The sequence below is a fragment of the Lutibacter sp. TH_r2 genome (assembly GCF_033101135.1).
GTDB lineage: Bacteria > Bacteroidota > Bacteroidia > Flavobacteriales > Flavobacteriaceae > Lutibacter.
Genome location: NZ_JAWMPV010000001.1, coordinates 393,879 through 412,068 on the forward strand (window position 1 = coordinate 393,879; position 18,190 = coordinate 412,068).

The window sequence follows — 18,190 nt, forward strand, 5'->3', positions numbered from 1 at the left end:
ATTTTACACATCAAAAGTCATCAATAATAAATATAATACAGATCACATATGTACAAATAATTGGTACAAATGATTATAAATCTTTCTATAAACTAATTTTCTTCTGAATCTTTATTTTCTGAATTTTTTACCTCCCTAACGTATTTACTTGGAATAACTCCAAATTGCTTTTTAAAACATTTTGAGAAATAGGATGCTGTATTAAAACCTGTCATATACATTATTTCTTTTACAGATAAATCGCTTTTTTCTAAAAGTTGCATTGCTCTTTTTAATCTGATATTTCGAATAAACTCACTTGAAGACAACCCTGTTAGTTCCTTAATTTTTAAGTATAAATTACTTCTACTTAAAGCCATTTCTTTCACCAATAATTCTACACTAAATTCTGTATTCATCATATGTTTCTCAACAATATCTATTGCCTTTTGCAGAAATTTTTCATCGGCAGATGTTACAGTAACTTCGTGTGGTTGAAGTGTTATTTCTCTATTAAATCGTCGTCTTAATTCTTCTCTATGCTTTAAAATATTCTCGAGTTTTAACTCTAACAACTCCATATCAAATGGTTTTCGAATATAAGCATCTGCACCTGTTCTTAAACCTTCTATTTCCCATTCTTGAGAGATTTTAGCTGTAAGCATTACAACAGGAATATGACTTGTTTCTTGTGTAGATTTTAGCTTATTACAAAACTCTATTCCATCCATTACAGGCATTAAAATATCTGTTAGAATTATATTTGGAAGCAGTTTCTTGGCAAGTTCACATCCTCGCTGACCATTTTCAGCCTCGTAAACATCGTATTTATCAATTAATCCTTGCTTTATAAAGGCTCTAATATCTGAATTATCATCAACAATTAAAACAACTGGTAATTTGGAACGTGTTTTTGAAATGTTTTGATCCACTATATCATCAATAACTTCAATAGCATGTGATTCAGCGTTTTTCTGATTTATAAAAGTTTTACTTTCTTCTGGGTCACTAAAATATATTCCATTAATGTTCTCGTAAGACTCTTTATGTATTGGTAACCAAACTAGAAATTGCGTTCCATCTTTTGGATTACTCGAAACATCAATACTTCCTTGATGTAATTCAACCAATTTTTTAATAAAAGCCAATCCAATTCCAGATCCTTCTGTATTAATTTTACGCACATCTCGGTCTACGTAAAATCTTTCAAAAATAAAATTAATTCTATGTTTTGGTATTCCCGGGCCAGAGTCCTTTACGCTAATAATTACGTAATTTGACTTATCTGTTTTGGTTTTCATACCTTCTGGCACTTTAAAATCAAGACCGTTATTTAATGATACTGTAATTTCACCATTTTTTGGAGTAAATTTAAATGCATTTGACAGCAAATTGTTCATTATTTTTTCAACAGCATCTGGATCGAACCAAGCCAGCATTTTTTTATTTTCACTTTTAATTTTAAAATCTATATTTTTATTTCTAGCCAAAAACTGAAATGGTTCTCCTACCTCTTCAATAAAATATGCTAAATTACTTTCTCCCACTTTTAGATCCATTTTACCTTTATCCATTTTTCTAAAATCTAAAAGTTGATTTACCAATCTTAAAAGGTATTCCGTATTTTTTTGCATTAAATTATATTGCTCTTTAATTTTGTCTGCACTTAAAGATTCTCCTTTTTTTTGTAAAAACTCAAGTGGCCCCTTAATTAGAGTTAATGGAGTTCTAAATTCGTGAGAAATATTAGTGAAAAATTCTAATTTTAATTTATTAATTTCTTCGTGCTTCTCTTTTTCTAAATGTTCTAATTCTAGCTGATGCTTTTTGGTGGTTTTAATTATAGTAAATCGTCTAAAAGCTAACAAACTTGCTAAAAATAGTAAGGCGTAAATTACTTTTGCGTAATTAGTTCTCCAATAAGGTGGTTTTACATTTATTTTTAATTCATAGGGTGTTTCATCCCAAGCACCATCATTATTAGAAGCTTTAACTTTTAGCACATAATCACCTGGCTCTAAATTAGTATATGTTGCGTAGCGATTATCTGAATTGGTATACATCCAATCTTCGTTAAAACCTTCTAATTTATATGCATAATTATTTTTTCTTGACGCTGCATAATGCAATGCGGCAAACTCAAATGAGAAACTATTTTCGCTATATTTTAATTCTATTTCTTCAATTTGATTTATTGATTTTTGTAGTATAACTCTTCCGTTAACTTTTTCTCCAATTTTAACTAATTTATTAAATATAGAAAAGCCTGTTAAAACTGTTTGAGCTTTACTACTGTTTTCTTTTATGTTTTCAGGATTAAAAATATTAAAACCATTAACTCCTCCAAACAACATTTCTCCATTTTCTCTTTTTAAACAAGCTAATTCGCCAAACTCGTTATTTTGTAAGCCATCATTAATATCATAGTTTTTAAACTCTTCGGAAGTAGGGTTAAATTTTGATAACCCTCCATTTGAAGAAATCCATAAATTTCCAAGTTTATCTTCTAAAATACCCTTTATAACATTATTTGGTAATCCATTATTTTTGGAATATGTTTTAAATGAAGTTATTTCTCCTTTTTCAGAATATATAATTTTATTTAATCCTCCTCCAAGAGTTCCTAACCATAAATCTCCAACACTACTTTCAAAAATGGTAAGAATGTAATTATGACTTAAACTTAAAGGGTTGTTTTTTTCATTTTTAAAAGTTAAAAATTTGGGGCTTTTTACAATAGATTCCTCTTCTGTTAACATACTTAATCCATTTGCAGTAGCAAACCAAATATTCCCTTTTTTATCTTGATAAATATCTCTAATTATATTGTTTGGAATACTTGTTGAATCGTTTATATTATTATATAAAACGTCTTTTTTATATCCGCTAGAACCTTCACTTTTTAACCACCTATATAAACCACCACTGTATGTACCTATCCATAAATTTTTATTTTTATCTTGAAGTATGGAAAAAACACTGTTAGGAATTTCTTTATTTAATTCTGCAACATAATTTTGATTTGGTTTAGTAATATCAATAACATATAAACCCGGGAAATTTGTAGTTCCAACCAAAAGTTTCTTTATACCAAATTCCTCAATTTCAAATATTTTAATCGGAGTTCTATTATTTAATAAACTATTAAAATTTGTATACTCTTTATTTTTATCTTTTTTATGTACATAGTTTAATCCGCCTTCTTCTGTTCCTATCCATAGTGCTCCATTACTATCTTCAAAAATTGTTTTTATACTAGAATTAGTTAAACTAGTTGGACTTAAAGTTTTTTTAATATGCTGAAATTTTTTCTGATGTAAATCTAATTTATTTACACCACTTGCATTTGAACCAACCCAAACTATTCCAGTTTTATCAATAAACAATGATTTTACACTACTTCTGCTTAAAGTTCCTGAAGGATTTTTAGGATCGTATTTATAGTGTTTAATTAATTTGTATTTATTAGTTGTAGTATTTATAGAATAGTGATACAATCCATTCACTCCTCCTGCCCAAAGCTCATTATTACTAATTTTTAATTTATTGAAAGATCCATAAGTAATTTTTTCAAGCTTTATATTCTCGTTTTTCCAATCTAAAACATATAAACCATTAGAACTACCAATTATCATTCTTCCAAGTGAATCTAAAATAATACTTCGCACTTGCATTTGAGTAATTCCAAATATTTCACTTAAATATTGAAAATAAAAATCACCATTTTCATCTCTCGATAATTTAAACAATCCTTGTATTCCTGCAACCCATATTTGATGATTGCTATCTTCATAAAAACAGTTAATATTTATATTTCCAAATAGAGGATTTACAGGTACACTAAAATCATAGTGATTTATTTTTACTTCATTTGTAGTTTTATCTCTTTCAACCATATCAATCCCCAAATCAGTTCCCACCCATAACCTATCCTTACTGTCGACGTAAAGGGTATTAATATAATTACTACTTATGCTATTGTCATTATTTTTATCATGTACATAATGTGTAAATTTCTCTGTTGTTCTATCAAAATAATTTAACCCTTTTCCTGTAGTACCTACCCATAAATTATCTTTTTCATCTCCATCAATAGCAAAAATTAAATTACTATTAATGCTTGTTGAATCATTTGAATCTGGCACAAACACTGTAAATTTATACCCATCGTACCTATTTAAACCATCATGAGTACCAAACCACATAAACCCTTGTTTATCTTGATAAATTGTGTTTACATCACTTTGAGATAACCCATCAGCTGTTGATAAATGTTCAAATTCAATAGTGTTTTGTGCTAAACTATTCTCTATAAAACAGCTTAATAGCAATACTAAAATTATATATATATTATTAAAATATTTATTTATCATAAGTAAAAATTACGAAACGTAATATAGGTATTTTTTTTAATGTAAATTAATCTAATTATTAAACTTTTTCCTATTAGAAGATTCTCTAATAACAAGGTCTGGAGTTAATATAATTTTATTTAATTTAACTTCAATTTCTGGGTGTTTTATTCTATTTAAAAAAGCTTCGGCAGCTATTTTTCCGATTTTATCACTATGTTGATCAATAGTTGAAATTGAAGGTTTTATATAAGACGTAAAAGGCTCGTTACTAAAACCAACCAAAGCTATATCTTCTGGAACTCTCACATTATTTTCTTGCATAACTTGCAAAGCTCCTAAAGCTGCATAATCTCCTGCAGCATAAACTGCATCTGGCCTCTCTTTTAATTTTAGTAATTTTTTCATTACAGCTCTACCATCATTTAACCTTAAATTACTTTCAATTATTAGCTCTTCATTAAATGGCAAGTTGTATTTTTTTAAAGTATCAATATACCCTCTAATTCTATTTTTGTAAATTCTTGTATGACTAAAACCAGCTATGTGAGCAATTCTTTTACAACCTTGACTTACTAAATGTTCCACTACTAATTGGCTACTCAAATAATCATCTATCCCAACATAATCCACATTTAAATCATTTTCTCCTCTATCAAATAAAACCAAAGGAACTCCTTTTGCTTTAATTTTATTATAGTACTCTAAATTAGTTGTTTCATTAGCCATAGATGCAATTATTCCATCTACTTGCGAAAACAATAAAGCATCAATACTTTTACATTCTTTTTTGTAAGATTCATTTGATTGAGTAATAATTATCTGATATCCATTTTTATCTAAAACTTCTTCCATTTTTTCTAACACGGAAGAAAAAAAATTGCTATTATTTCGTGGAACAATAACACCTACCAGGTTACTTTTTCCTTTTCTTAAAGCACTTGCCAAATGATTAGGCTGATAATTTAAGTTTTCAGCAACTTGCCTAACCGCAATTTTAGTCTTGTCGCTAATACGAGGATGGTCACTTAAAGCTCTAGAAACTGCAGAAGGAGAAATTCCTAAAACATTAGCAATATCTTTTATTGTTGATTTTTTTTTATTTACCAAATTTTATATATCTTTGTTCAATCGTTTGAACAAATTTATAACCTTTTTTAGAATACACAAAATCAACAAGGGTTTATTTTAAACACGTATAACAAGAGAGTAGCTCACAAACTAATCACTAATTATGTTTCAAAGCAGTTTTCTCTTTTTTTGATAAACTGTTCAATCGATTGAACAAAACTAGAAATAATAAGAAATTTTTATATAATGAAATACATAGTTTGTGAAAAACCAGGTGAATTTATTCTAAAAGAGAAAGAAGCACCTATAAGAAAAGAAAACGAAGCTTTATTAAAAATTAATAAAGTTGGTATTTGCGGTACAGATTTACACGCATATTCTGGTAATCAAGCATTTTTTACGTATCCAAGAATTTTAGGTCACGAACTTGCCTCTGAAGTTTTAGAAATTGGAGAAAACGAAAGAGGAATTAAAGCAGGAGACAAAGTAGTTGTTATGCCATATGTTAGTTGTGGTAAATGTATTGCTTGTAGAAATGGAAAAACAAACTGTTGTACAAACATTACAGTTTTAGGTGTGCATGGAGATGGTGGTATGCAAGAACAAATTTCAGTTCCTGCAGATATTTTATTACCTGCAAACAACTTATCTGATGATGAAATGGCAATTGTTGAACCTTTAGCAATTGGAGCGCATGCTGTTAGAAGAGCTGCTGTTCAAAAAGATGAATATGTAGTGGTTGTAGGTTGTGGACCAATAGGAATTGGAATTATGAAATTAGCTCAAATTGAAGGTGCTAAAGTAATTGCAATTGACATGAACGAAGATCGTTTAACCTATGCTAAAGATAAAATTGGTGTAGACTATATTGTAAACGCTGGTAATGACCCAGTAAAACAAATTTCTGAAATCACAAACGGAGACATGGCAACTGCTGTATTTGATGCTTCAGGAAATAAATTTGCTTTAGAAGCTGGACCAAGCTATATGGCTCACGGAGGAAGATTTGTTTTAGTTGGTTTATCTAAAGGTGAATTAACTTACATGCATCCTGCTGTTCATGCCAAAGAAATGACATTAATGTGTAGTAGAAATGCAACTACTGAAGATTTTGAACACGTAATTAGTGTTTTAAGTCAATTTCCTACAGACTCGTTTATTACACACAATGTACCTTTTACAGAAATGATAGAAAACTTTGACAGTTGGTTAGATCCAAAAACAGGAGTTATCAAAGCAACTGTAAATTTTTAACAAGTAATCAATCTAAATAAATAATAACAACAATGAAAAAAGTAGTAACATTTGGAGAAATCATGTTAAGATTAGCTCCTCAAGGATTTTTAAGGTTTTCTCAAGCAAATAGCTTTGATGCAATTTATGGAGGTGGAGAATCTAACGTAGCTGTATCATTAGCTAATTATGGAGTTCCTGTAGATTTTGTAACACGTTTACCAAAAAATGATATTGGAGAATGTGCAATGATGGAAATGCGTAAAAGAGGTGTTGGTGTAGATAAAATTGTTTGGGGTGGAGACCGTTTAGGTATCTACTTTTTAGAAACTGGTGCAGTTTCTCGTGGATCTAAAGTTGTTTATGATCGTGCACATTCAGCAATGTCTGAAATTGAATCTGGAATGGTGAATTGGGAAGAAGTATTTGAAGGAGCTGAATGGTTCCATTGGACAGGTATTACTCCTGCAATTTCTCAAAGTTCAGCAGATGTTTGTTTGGAAGCTGTAAAAGCAGCTAGCAAATTAGGTATTACTATTTCTACAGATTTAAATTACCGTGCTAAACTTTGGAATTTCTGTGACGATGCTCATAGAGAAGCAATCATGACAGAATTAACATCTTACTGTGATGTTGTTTTAGGAAATGAAGAAGATGCAGAAATGCACTTTGGAATTAAACCAGATGGTGCTGCTGTACAAACTGCAGGACATAATGTAAAAGCAGAAGCTTTCTTATCTGTTTGTCAACAAATGATGAAAAAATTCCCAAGAGCTAAAAAAGTAATTACAACTTTACGTGGTTCTATTTCAGCATCTCATAATACTTGGGCTGGTGTATTATATGACGGAAAACAAATGCTAGAAACTCGCCAATATCAAATTACTGATATTGTAGATAGAGTTGGTGGTGGAGATTCATTTATGGGAGGTTTAATCTACGGATTACTTAAATACCCTGAAGATGATCAAAATGCATTAGACTTTGCAGTAGCAGCTTCTTGTTTAAAACACACAATTAAAGGTGATGCAAACTTGGTAACTGTTGACGAAGTGAACAAATTAATGGGTGGTGATGCTTCTGGTAGAGTTGCTAGATAATTAAAAATTAAAGTTAAATCGTTTACTTGTTGAATAGTTAAATTAATTTTTAACTCAACAAGTAAACGATTTCACATAAACAATAAAAACACATACAATGGCACAATTTTCAAGAATAGAAGTTGCTACGGCAATGAAAGAAACAGGGATGATTCCTTTGTTTTTTAACAGCGATATAGAATTAAGTAAAAAAGTATTAAAAGCTTGTTACGATGGTGGTGCAAGATTAATGGAATTCACTGCGCGTGGAGATTTCGCTCACGAAGTTTTTGGTGAACTAACAAAATATGCAATTGCTGAATTACCAGGAATGATAATGGGTGTTGGTTCAGTTACTGATGGAGCTGCGGCTTCATTATATATGGCTTTAGGAGCAAACTTTATTGTTACTCCAGTATTAAGAGAAGACATTGCAATCGCATGTAATAGACGTAAAGTTTTATGGTCTCCTGGATGTGGTACATTAACTGAAATTACCAGAGCTGAAGAATTAGGATGTGAAATCGTAAAATTATTCCCTGGAGATATTTACGGACCTCAATTTGTAAAAGGTATTAAAGGACCTCAACCTTGGACTAGCGTTATGCCTACTGGTGGTGTTGCTCCAAATAAAGAAAACTTAACTGGATGGTTTAATGCAGGTGTAACTTGTGTTGGAATGGGTTCTCAATTAATTTCAAAAGATATTATCGCTAATAAAGATTACGACGGATTAAAAGCTAAAGTTGAAGAAGCAATGGCTTTAATTAAAGAAGTAAGAGGATAATTTAACTTATTTACAAAGAAATAACTAACCACTAATATGTCTGCGAACTACGCTCAAATAGACCCAATAGATAACTTAATTGTTGCTATTGATAATCTTCCAAAAGGATTAAAAACAGTTGTAAATGGTGAAGAAATCATTTTAAAAGAAAACATTAAAAGTAAACACAAGTTTGCTTTAAAAGATTTTGCTGTAGGTGATGAAATTTTTATGTATGGTGTTTTAGTTGGTAAAGCTGTACTTCCTATTCAAAAAGGAGAAGCTATTACTACTGAAAACATTAAACACGCTTCTGCTGATTTTAACGATTCAAATGAAAAATTTGTTTGGACTGCTCCAGACACTTCAAACTTTGAAAACAGAACTTTTAACGGTTATCACCGTAAAGATGGTAGTGTAGGAACTGGAAATTATTGGTTAGTTATTCCTTTAACATTCTGTGAAAACAGAAATATTGATGTTTTAGAAGGTGCGCTTTCTGAAAAATTAGGCTATGAAACAAAAAAAGATTTTGCTGTATATACTGACGCTTTAATTGCGCAGTACAAAGCAGGTGCTTCAACTGAAGATATTTACAACACACCTATTATTGCTACAAAAGAAGAAATGGCTAAAAACAGACTTTTTCCAAATGTAGATGGTATTAAATTTTTAACACACGATGGTGGTTGTGGAGGAATCCGTCAGGATTCTGAAGTACTATGTAACTTATTAGCCGGTTATATTGCGAACCCTAATGTTGCAGGAGCTACAATTTTTAGTTTAGGTTGCCAAAATGCTCAAATTGAAATGCTTGAAAAAGCATTAAAAATTAAAGATCCTAATGGTTACAAACCTGTACATTATTTAGAGCAACAAAAAATTGCCAGTGAGCGTGAATTAATTGAACAAGCAGTTAAACATACATTTGTAGGTTTAATGGAAGCTAACAAAATTGAGCGTAAACCAGCGCCTTTAAACAAATTAGTTCTAGGATTAGAATGTGGTGGTTCTGATGGATTTTCAGGTATCTCTGCAAATCCTTCTCTAGGTTATGCAGCAGATTTATTAGCCGCACTTGGCGGTTCTCCAGTTTTATCTGAATTTCCAGAATTAAACGGAGTTGAACAAAATATTATTAATAGATGTGTAAATGAAGACGACGCTAAAAAATTCTCTTCAATTATGCGTTCTTATTCTGCAGCAGCTGTTGCTGTAGGTTCTGGATTTGAAGCAAATCCTTCTCCAGGAAACATTAAAGATGGTTTAATTACCGATGCAATGAAATCTGCAGGTGCTGCCAAAAAAGGTGGAACATCTCCAGTTGTTGAAGTATTAGATTATGCTGAAAAAATTACAAAACCAGGTTTAAACTTATTATGCACACCTGGTAATGATGTTGAAAGTACTACCGGTTTAGCTGGTTCGGGTTGTAATGTAATTGTATTTACAACCGGTTTAGGTACTCCAACAGGAAACCCAATTACTCCTGTATTAAAAATGTCTAGTAACACAGAGTTATATGAAAGAATGAATGACATTATTGATATTAATGCAGGTACTGTTATTACAGGTGAAGATACTATTCAAACAATGGGTGAAAAAATATTAGACCACGTTATTAGAGTGGCAAGTGGTGAAACTCCATCAAAAGCAGTAGTTAAAGGACACAACGATTTTATTCCTTGGAAAAGAGGAATTTCTTTATAATATAACCAAATAGAATGAAAAATTTAAATAGAACAACAGTAGAATCAAATTCGTATACTGAAAGAGTTTTACAATTTGGTGAAGGTAACTTTTTAAGAGCCTTTGCAAACTGGATGATTCACGAAATGAACAAAAAAGCAGACTTTGATGCTGGTGTTGTAGTAGTACAACCTATTGACCAAGGTTTAGTTAAAATGTTAAACGATCAAGATGGTTTATACACTTTATACTTAAACGGAATTAAAAACGGTGAAGTTTTAAGTGAAAAAGAAGTTATTGATTGTATTACAAGAGGAATTAATCCTTACGAAAATTATGCTGATTATTTAGCAAATGCTGAAAATCCTGATTTACGTTTTGTTATTTCTAACACTACTGAAGCTGGTATTTCTTACAATGCTAACGATAAATTAGATGATGCACCTCAAAGTAGTTTCCCTGGAAAATTAACTGCTTTAATGTATAAGCGTTTCCAAATATTTAATGGTGCTTCAGACAAAGGTTTAATTGTAATTCCTTGTGAATTAATTGACCGTAATGGAGATAACTTAAAAAAAATAATCCTACAATACGCTACAGACTGGAATTTAGGTGATGAGTTTGTTGAATGGATTAATGAAGACAATATTTTCTGTAATACGTTAGTTGATAGAATTGTACCAGGATATCCAAGAGATAAAATGGATGCTATTACTAAAGAATTAGGTTATAAAGATAATTTAGTGGTTGAAGGTGAACAATTCCATTTATGGGTTATTGAAGGACCTGAATCTGTTAAAGATGAATTTCCTTCTGAAGCTTGTGGTTTAAATGTTGTATTTACAGACAATATGGAACCTTACAGAACAAGAAAAGTGCGTATTTTAAATGGTGCTCACACTACCCTAGTTCCTGTTGGATATTTATACGGAATTGATAGAGTTCGTGAATCTTTAGAAGATGAAGTTGTAGGTAAATTCTTAAAAAATGCCTTATTCAACGATATTTCTCCAACATTAGATTTACCTGCTGAAGAATTAAGTCAGTTTTCTGCAGATGTGTTAGACCGTTTTAGAAACCCTTATTTAGCACACGAATTAATGAGTATTTCATTAAATTCTATTTCAAAATATAAAACAAGAGTTTTACCTTCTGTATTAGAATATGTAAAACGTAAAAATGAGTTACCTAAAAACTTATTATTCTCTTTAGCTGCATTAATTACTTTTTATAAAGGTGATAGAAATGGAACTGAAATTGCATTAAAAGATGATGCTGCTGTATTAGATTTCTTTAAAGAAGCTTGGGCTAATAATAATTTTGTTGAAGTTGCTGAAAAAACATTATCTAATAAAGATTTCTGGGGAACAGATTTAACTGAAATTGATGGTCTTCAAGAAGAAGTCACAACACATTTAGAAGCAATTTTAAACAATGGTATGAAAGCGACTTTAGACGCTTTTGTAAAATAATTTTAGAAATATGATTATTGATTCGCATCAGCATTTTTGGAAATACGAACCCGTAAAACACGATTGGATTGACGACGCTATGTCGGTAATTCGAAAAGATTTTATGCCTTCTGATTTACAAAAAGTGTATGCTGAAAATGGAATTGATGGTTGTGTTGCTGTACAAGCAGATCAAACGTTAGAAGAAACTGATTTTCTTTTAGATTTAGCCGATAAAAACGATTTTATTAAAGGAATTGTTGGTTGGGTAGATTTACGAGCTGAAAATATTGAAGAAGTTTTAAAAGAATACAGCAAGTATCCAAAACTGAAAGGTTTTAGACACGTTGTACAAGGTGAACCAGATCATAATTTTTTGTTACGCCCAGATTTCTTACGAGGAATTGCAGCGTTAGAAAAATATGATTTCACCTATGATATTTTAGTTTTTCCACATCAATTAGGAGCAGTTTTAGAATTGGTAAAAAAATTTCCAAATCAAAAATTTGTGATAGATCATATTGCAAAACCATATATAAAAGATGGTTTTTACGATGGTTGGGCAGCTTTAATGTTCGAAATTGGAAAATGTGAAAATGTGTACTGTAAACTTTCAGGAATGGTAACTGAAGCTGATTACACAACTTGGACACCAGAACAAATAACACCATATATGAAATTGGTTTTTGTTGCTTTTGGTTGGAAAAAAATTATGTTTGGATCAGATTGGCCAGTTTGCTTGGTGGCAGGAAATTATAAAAAAATAAAAGAATTAGTAACAGAATTTATAGCACAATTAAGTTCAACAGAACAAGCCTCTATTATGGGTGAAAATGCTACAATATTCTACAATATAAAATAAACAATGGACTTAAATTTAAAAGGAAAAGTAGTTGTTATATCTGGTGCCGCAGGTATCAAAGGAAGCATAGGAGAAACAATTCTTCAACATTTAGCTGAAGAAGGAGCTGTTCCTGCAATTATAGATAGAAATGCAAGAGGTTTTGAATATGTTAAAGAACTTCAAGAAAAAGGAATAGACGCAACATTTTGTCAAACAGACGTTACAAATCCTGATGAAATTGAAAAAGCAATCAAAACTATTACTGACAAATATGGAAAAATTGATGCTGTAATTAACAATGTTGGTGTAAATGATGGTGTTGGTTTAGATGCTTCTTACGATGAATTTATGAATTCATTAAAATTAAATATGGTAAGCTACTTTTTAGTTGTAAAACACGCGTTACCATTTTTAAAAGCTTCAAAAGGAAATATTCTTAACATTGGTTCTAAAGTTGGTTTAACTGGTCAAGGTGGAACTTCAGGTTATGCTGCTTCAAAAGGTGGTGTTTTAGGTTTAACTAGAGAATGGGCTGTAGATTTAATTAAATTTGGGATTCGTTCTAATGCAATTATTATTGCTGAAAGTTGGACTCCAGCATACGATGCTTGGATAAAAACGTTAGAAAACGGTGAAGAAAAATTAAAATCTATTGTAAAGAAAATTCCTTTAGAGAATAGAATGACTACACCAGATGAAATTGCGGATACTTGTTTGTTTACTATTTCAGAAAAATCATCACATACAACTGGTCAATTTATTACAGTTGATGGTGGATATGTCCATTTAGACAGGTCACTTCTTACAGAATAGAAATTAAAACACATATGTTCTATAAAAATGCACAAACCATTCAAATGAAAGGTTTGTGTTTTTTTATTTTTACACATCTTAAATAACCAAAACAAATATGAATAAATTAACCAAAATACCTGTAGTAAGAAAGGAACTATTATTTCCTTTTATCATTATCACTTCATTGTTTGCCCTTTGGGGAATTGCTAACGATTTAACTAACCCTATGGTTTCAGCATTTAAAAAAGTGATGCCAGAACTTTCAAATGTTCAAGCATCTCTTGTTCAATTTGCATTTTACTTTGGGTATTTCTTTATGGCATTACCTGCAGCATTATTTATTAGAAAATATAGCTACAAATCTGGAATTATATTAGGATTGATACTTTACGCAACTGGTGCATTTCTTTTTTACCCTGCAGCTGCAAACGAGCAATTTAATTACTTTCTAATTTCGCTATGGGTAATTACTTGTGGTTTAGCATTTCTAGAAACTACTTCTAATCCATTAATTTTAATGATGGGTGATAAAGAAACAGCTACACAACGTTTAAATTTAGCTCAAGCTTTTAATCCAATTGGATCATTAACGGGAATGATAATTGCTCAAGTATTTGTAATTGGAGCCTTACGTTCTGACGATTATACAACAGAGGCTTACAATGCTTTAACTTCTGAAGAATTAGCAGCTATTAGAGAAAATGATTTAGGTGTAATTAGTTTACCATACATTGGTTTAGGAGTATTAGTATTGGCTATTATGACCATTATTATCTTTACAAAAATGCCAAAAACAGCAAAAGAAGATAAAATGGGATTATCAGAATCTTTCTCAAAATTATTTGCAAATAAAAACTATGTGTTTGGAGTAATAGCCCAAGCATTTTATGTTGGAGCTCAAATTATGTGCTGGACTTATATATTCCAATACGTCGACAATATTAACGAAACATATGGAATGGAATTAACCGCTACCTATTTTAATGTTGCTGCAATGGTATCATTTTTAATAGGTAGATGGATTGGTACAGCTTTAATGAAATCCATAAACCCATCAAAACTATTAATGCTATTTGGAATTGGAGGAGTTATATGTGCTTCTGGAGCCATTTTACTATCTGGTATGGCCGGATTAATTTCATTAGTAGCTATTTCAGTATTCATGTCAATAATGTTTCCAACAATTTATGGTATTGCATTAAAAGATATGGGTGATGAAGCAAAAATAGGTTCAGCTGGTTTAGTAATGGCAATTGTAGGTGGAGCATTAATGCCAGTATTACAAGGAAGTATTTTAGATTGGGGAGGATCAGGATTTTCTGATGTAAAGGTTTTAGGTTTTATACCTGAAGTAAACTTCTCTTTTATATTACCATTAATTTGTTTAGCTGTTGTTTCGCTTTACGGATATAAAACAATGAAATTATCAAAAAAATAAAATTATGAGCACAAAAAGATATTGCTATTCATGTGATCTAAAAGACAATCCAAAATTGATTGCAGAATATAAAGAATACCATGCCGCTGGAAACGCTTGGCCAGAAATAACTAAAAGTATTAAAGATGCTGGTATAGTTGATATGGAAATCTATTTAACAGGAAATAGAATGTTTATGATAATGGAAGTAGATGAAACTTTTGATCCCGTTAAAAAGGCAGAAATGGACGCAAACAATCCTAAAGTACAAGAGTGGGAAAATTTAATGTGGGATTATCAACAAGAACTTCCTTGGGCTAAAGATGGTGAAAAATGGATTGCTTTAGAAAAAGTATTTAAACTTTAATAAAAAAGTAATATAATAATTTAAAAAAAACCATTTCAAATTGAAATGGTTTTTTTTATTTTTACTTAAAGGTCTCTAAATGAATACCGTTTTAAAATAAATTAAATATTTTTAAATTATTTTTTCAATAACTGATATAAGTCAGTGTTTATGTAGAAAGTTCCGCTTAAATTTGTCTCATATTTCATTACTTAACCTATTTAGGTAATGTTTTTGATTTTTTTAGTTAGTAGTTAAAGAAGGAAATTCATATTCAAAAAGAGTTTCCTTTTTTTTTGTGCCTAACTCAAACTAAATCACTTTGTACCAGAGTGCAAATTTTTATAAACCTTATTTTTAATAATATATCATATACTAAACTTAACACCAAGAAATCTTCAGAAAATTAAGCACAAAAAAAAAGACTTTATTAAAAATAAAGCCTTTTTACACCTAAAAATTAACATTAACATAGCGTGTAGCTATAATAATGAAACTTAACCAATTATATTTTTATATTACAACAACTGAATTTTCTTCTGCTGCAATTCCATTACTTACATATTTATCAGCTTCTGAATCGTTTATCCAACTTGCTCCATCAACTAAATATTTAAATTGATACTCACCTTCTGTTGGTAAATCAAGAGTAACTTTAAAATTTCCATTTTTAAATTTTTTCATTACTGCACCTTCTTCAACATTCCAATCGTTAAATGATCCTAATACTTGCACTTTTTCAGCTCCTTCAACTTCACTTTTATCTAAAGAAAAAGTTACCTTACATACAGGTTTGCTTTTTAAAAATTGCTTTTTTAAACTCATAATTTTAACTGTTTAAATTATAATGCTAAATAACAACTAAAATTTAAAATATTTTACAACACATTTTACTATTTTATATTCTATATTAACACCGAAAACGTTTTAGTGACGCTTTCAATGTTAAATATACACATTATTAAGTTTATTTATTAAAAAAAAGCTATTCATTTAATATCCATATATAAAAAGAAATAATTTTTTATATACTTAAAAACTAATCTTTTAGCAATTCACTAATTCAACACTCTATTTTAACCTCAAAAAAATGTTTTCACAATTTAATGACTTAAATCAGTGTTTTTTATTCAAAAAAAAGGAAACTTTATAGTATTCAATATTTTATTGAATAACACATCTAAAATTAAGCAATATGGAAAAAAAATTCAAAGTTAAAGTCGATGAGTCTTTTGAATTTGATTTAAAAACTCGAGACGCTTATCAATTAGACTTATTAAAACTCTCAAATAATAAGTTTCATGTTATACAAAATGGAGAATCTTTTAGCGTAAAGCTTAATAAAGCTGATTTTTATAATAGAAAATATATAATTACCGTAAATAGAATCACACATACTATAGATATCTCTAACCAATTAGACCAACTTGTAAAAGAAATGGGCTTCTCTTTAGGTTCTACAAAAAAATCTAACAATGTTAAGGCTCCTATGCCAGGTATGATTTTAAGTATAAATGTAAAAGAAGGACAAGAAGTAAAAGAAGGTGACACGCTGCTTATTTTGGAAGCAATGAAAATGGAAAATGCTATAAGTGCTCCAAAAGATGGAATAATTAAATCCATTAATATAAATAAAAATGGAACCGTTGAAAAAGGCGAATTAATGATAGAAATAGCTTAATTAATTATACTAATTCACAAAGCATTATGAAAAAAATATTAATAGCAAATAGAGGTGAGATAGCTATAAGAGTTATGAAAACAGCTAGAAAAATGGGTATAAAAACAGTAGCCGTGTTTTCTGAAGCCGATAGAAACGCTCCGCACGTAAGATTTGCAGATGAAGCTATTTGTATAGGTGAAGCACCTTCAAACAAATCGTATTTAGTTGGTAAAAAAATAATTGAAGTTTGTAAAAAATTACATGTAGACGGAATTCATCCAGGATATGGCTTTTTAAGTGAAAATGCAGATTTTGCAAAACTTGTCGAAGACAATAATATTATTTTTATTGGACCAAAATCATACGCCATTAAAACTATGGGAGATAAATTAGCAGCAAAAGATGCTGTGAAAAATTACAATATCCCTATGGTTCCTGGAGTAGACAGAGCTATAACAGATCCAAAAGAAGCAGTAGAAATAGCAAAACAAATTGGTTTTCCTATTTTAATTAAAGCAGCTGCAGGCGGCGGTGGAAAAGGTATGCGTATAGTAGAACATGAAAAAGATGTTCAAAAACAAATGGAACGTGCTATTTCTGAAGCAACTTCAGCTTTTGGTGATGGTTCTGTTTTTGTTGAAAAATATATTACATCGCCTCGCCATATTGAAATTCAAATTCTAGCCGATTCTCACGGAAAAGTATTACATTTTTTTGAAAGAGAATGTAGTGTACAACGTAGACATCAAAAAGTAGTTGAAGAAGCCCCTTCTTCAATTCTAACTCCAGAATTAAGAAAAAAAATGGGACAAGCAGCTGTAGATGTTGCTAAATCTTGTAATTATTTAAGTGCTGGTACTGTTGAATTTTTAGTTGATAAAAATCTAAATTTTTACTTTTTAGAAATGAATACTCGCCTTCAGGTTGAGCATCCAGTTACAGAATTAATTTCTGGAGTAGATTTGGTTGAGCAGCAAATTAGAATTGCTTGTGGTGAAGCAATAACTATAAATCAAGAAGATTTAAAAATTAATGGTCATGCTATTGAATTAAGAGTTTATGCAGAAGATCCTTTAAACAACTTTCTGCCAAGTGTTGGAACATTAACAACTTATCAACCGCCTAAAGGAAAAGGAATTAGAGTTGACGATGGCTTTGAAGAAGGAATGGACATTCCTATTTATTACGACCCTATGCTTTCAAAATTAATTACCTATGGTAATACAAGAGAAGAAGCTATACAATTAATGATAGACGCCATTGAAGACTATAAAATTGAAGGCGCTCAAACTACCCTGCCATTTGGAAAATTTGTTTGTGAACATGAAGCTTTTAGAACTGGAAAATTTGACACTCATTTTGTAAAAAATTATTATACTCCAGAAAAACTTCAAAAAAGATCTGAAGAAAAAGCAAAAATTGCCGCTTTAGTTGCTTTAAAACTATATTTTGAAGATCAAAAAATATTAAGAGTCCCAAAACATTAATCACCTAAAACTTATATT

At 30.2% G+C, this 18,190-nt stretch carries 14 protein-coding genes; 11 read left to right on the top strand and 3 right to left on the bottom strand.

All coding sequences use genetic code 11. The features are described from left to right. Positions 1-92 precede the first annotated feature (92 nt). Positions 93-4,352 (bottom strand): two-component regulator propeller domain-containing protein, encoded by a 4,260-nt coding sequence (locus R3X25_RS01610; protein ID WP_317671199.1) that lies wholly within the window; start codon positions 4,350-4,352, stop codon positions 93-95. 51 nt (positions 4,353-4,403) lie between these two features. Continuing rightward, positions 4,404-5,441 (bottom strand): LacI family DNA-binding transcriptional regulator, encoded by a 1,038-nt coding sequence (locus R3X25_RS01615; protein WP_317671201.1) that lies wholly within the window; start codon positions 5,439-5,441, stop codon positions 4,404-4,406. Positions 5,442-5,648: 207 nt separating this feature from the next. Between R3X25_RS01615 and R3X25_RS01620 the strand changes: the two genes are divergently transcribed. The 9 genes from R3X25_RS01620 to R3X25_RS01660 all read left to right on the top strand — a co-directional run bounded on the left by R3X25_RS01620 (position 5,649) and on the right by R3X25_RS01660 (position 15,043). Continuing rightward, complete coding sequence (locus R3X25_RS01620; RefSeq protein WP_317671203.1) at positions 5,649-6,656, top strand: zinc-binding alcohol dehydrogenase family protein; 1,008 nt, start codon at positions 5,649-5,651, stop codon at positions 6,654-6,656. 32 nt (positions 6,657-6,688) lie between these two features. Further along, positions 6,689-7,735: a sugar kinase gene (locus R3X25_RS01625; RefSeq protein WP_317671205.1), complete on the top strand. Its 1,047-nt coding sequence runs from the start codon at positions 6,689-6,691 to the stop codon at positions 7,733-7,735. A 97-nt stretch (positions 7,736-7,832) separates the two neighbouring features. After that, on the top strand, positions 7,833-8,501 hold the full coding sequence (locus tag R3X25_RS01630) for a bifunctional 4-hydroxy-2-oxoglutarate aldolase/2-dehydro-3-deoxy-phosphogluconate aldolase (protein WP_317671207.1): 669 nt from the start codon (positions 7,833-7,835) through the stop codon (positions 8,499-8,501). A 36-nt stretch (positions 8,502-8,537) separates the two neighbouring features. Further along, positions 8,538-10,190 carry an altronate dehydratase family protein gene (locus R3X25_RS01635; protein WP_317671209.1) on the top strand — a complete coding sequence of 551 codons (1,653 nt, stop codon included), beginning with the start codon at positions 8,538-8,540 and terminating at the stop codon, positions 10,188-10,190. Positions 10,191-10,204: 14 nt separating this feature from the next. Continuing rightward, complete coding sequence (locus tag R3X25_RS01640; protein ID WP_317671211.1) at positions 10,205-11,641, top strand: tagaturonate reductase; 1,437 nt, start codon at positions 10,205-10,207, stop codon at positions 11,639-11,641. 10 nt (positions 11,642-11,651) lie between these two features. Further along, positions 11,652-12,482, top strand: a complete 831-nt coding sequence (locus R3X25_RS01645; RefSeq protein ID WP_317671213.1) for an amidohydrolase family protein — start codon at positions 11,652-11,654, stop codon at positions 12,480-12,482. Between the two features lie 3 nt (positions 12,483-12,485). Further along, complete coding sequence (locus R3X25_RS01650; RefSeq protein ID WP_317671215.1) at positions 12,486-13,277, top strand: SDR family oxidoreductase; 792 nt, start codon at positions 12,486-12,488, stop codon at positions 13,275-13,277. 97 nt (positions 13,278-13,374) lie between these two features. Then, entirely contained in the window at positions 13,375-14,697 is a 1,323-nt protein-coding gene (gene fucP / locus R3X25_RS01655) for an L-fucose:H+ symporter permease (RefSeq protein ID WP_317671217.1), read from the top strand. Positions 14,698-14,701: 4 nt separating this feature from the next. Continuing rightward, positions 14,702-15,043 (top strand): L-rhamnose mutarotase, encoded by a 342-nt coding sequence (locus R3X25_RS01660; protein WP_317671218.1) that lies wholly within the window; start codon positions 14,702-14,704, stop codon positions 15,041-15,043. 492 nt (positions 15,044-15,535) lie between these two features. Here R3X25_RS01660 and R3X25_RS01665 read toward each other — a convergent pair whose 3' ends face one another. After that, the gene (locus tag R3X25_RS01665; RefSeq protein WP_317671219.1) at positions 15,536-15,847 is read right to left on the bottom strand and encodes an isoamylase early set domain-containing protein; all 312 of its coding nucleotides are present in this window, start codon (positions 15,845-15,847) and stop codon (positions 15,536-15,538) included. Between the two features lie 370 nt (positions 15,848-16,217). Here R3X25_RS01665 and R3X25_RS01670 point away from each other — a divergent pair, with 370 nt between their 5' ends. Together R3X25_RS01670 and accC are read left to right on the top strand one after the other, a co-directional pair. Next, entirely contained in the window at positions 16,218-16,703 is a 486-nt protein-coding gene (locus R3X25_RS01670; RefSeq protein WP_317671220.1) for an acetyl-CoA carboxylase biotin carboxyl carrier protein subunit, read from the top strand. A 26-nt stretch (positions 16,704-16,729) separates the two neighbouring features. After that, complete coding sequence (gene accC, locus R3X25_RS01675; protein ID WP_317671222.1) at positions 16,730-18,172, top strand: acetyl-CoA carboxylase biotin carboxylase subunit; 1,443 nt, start codon at positions 16,730-16,732, stop codon at positions 18,170-18,172. Positions 18,173-18,190 lie beyond the last annotated feature (18 nt).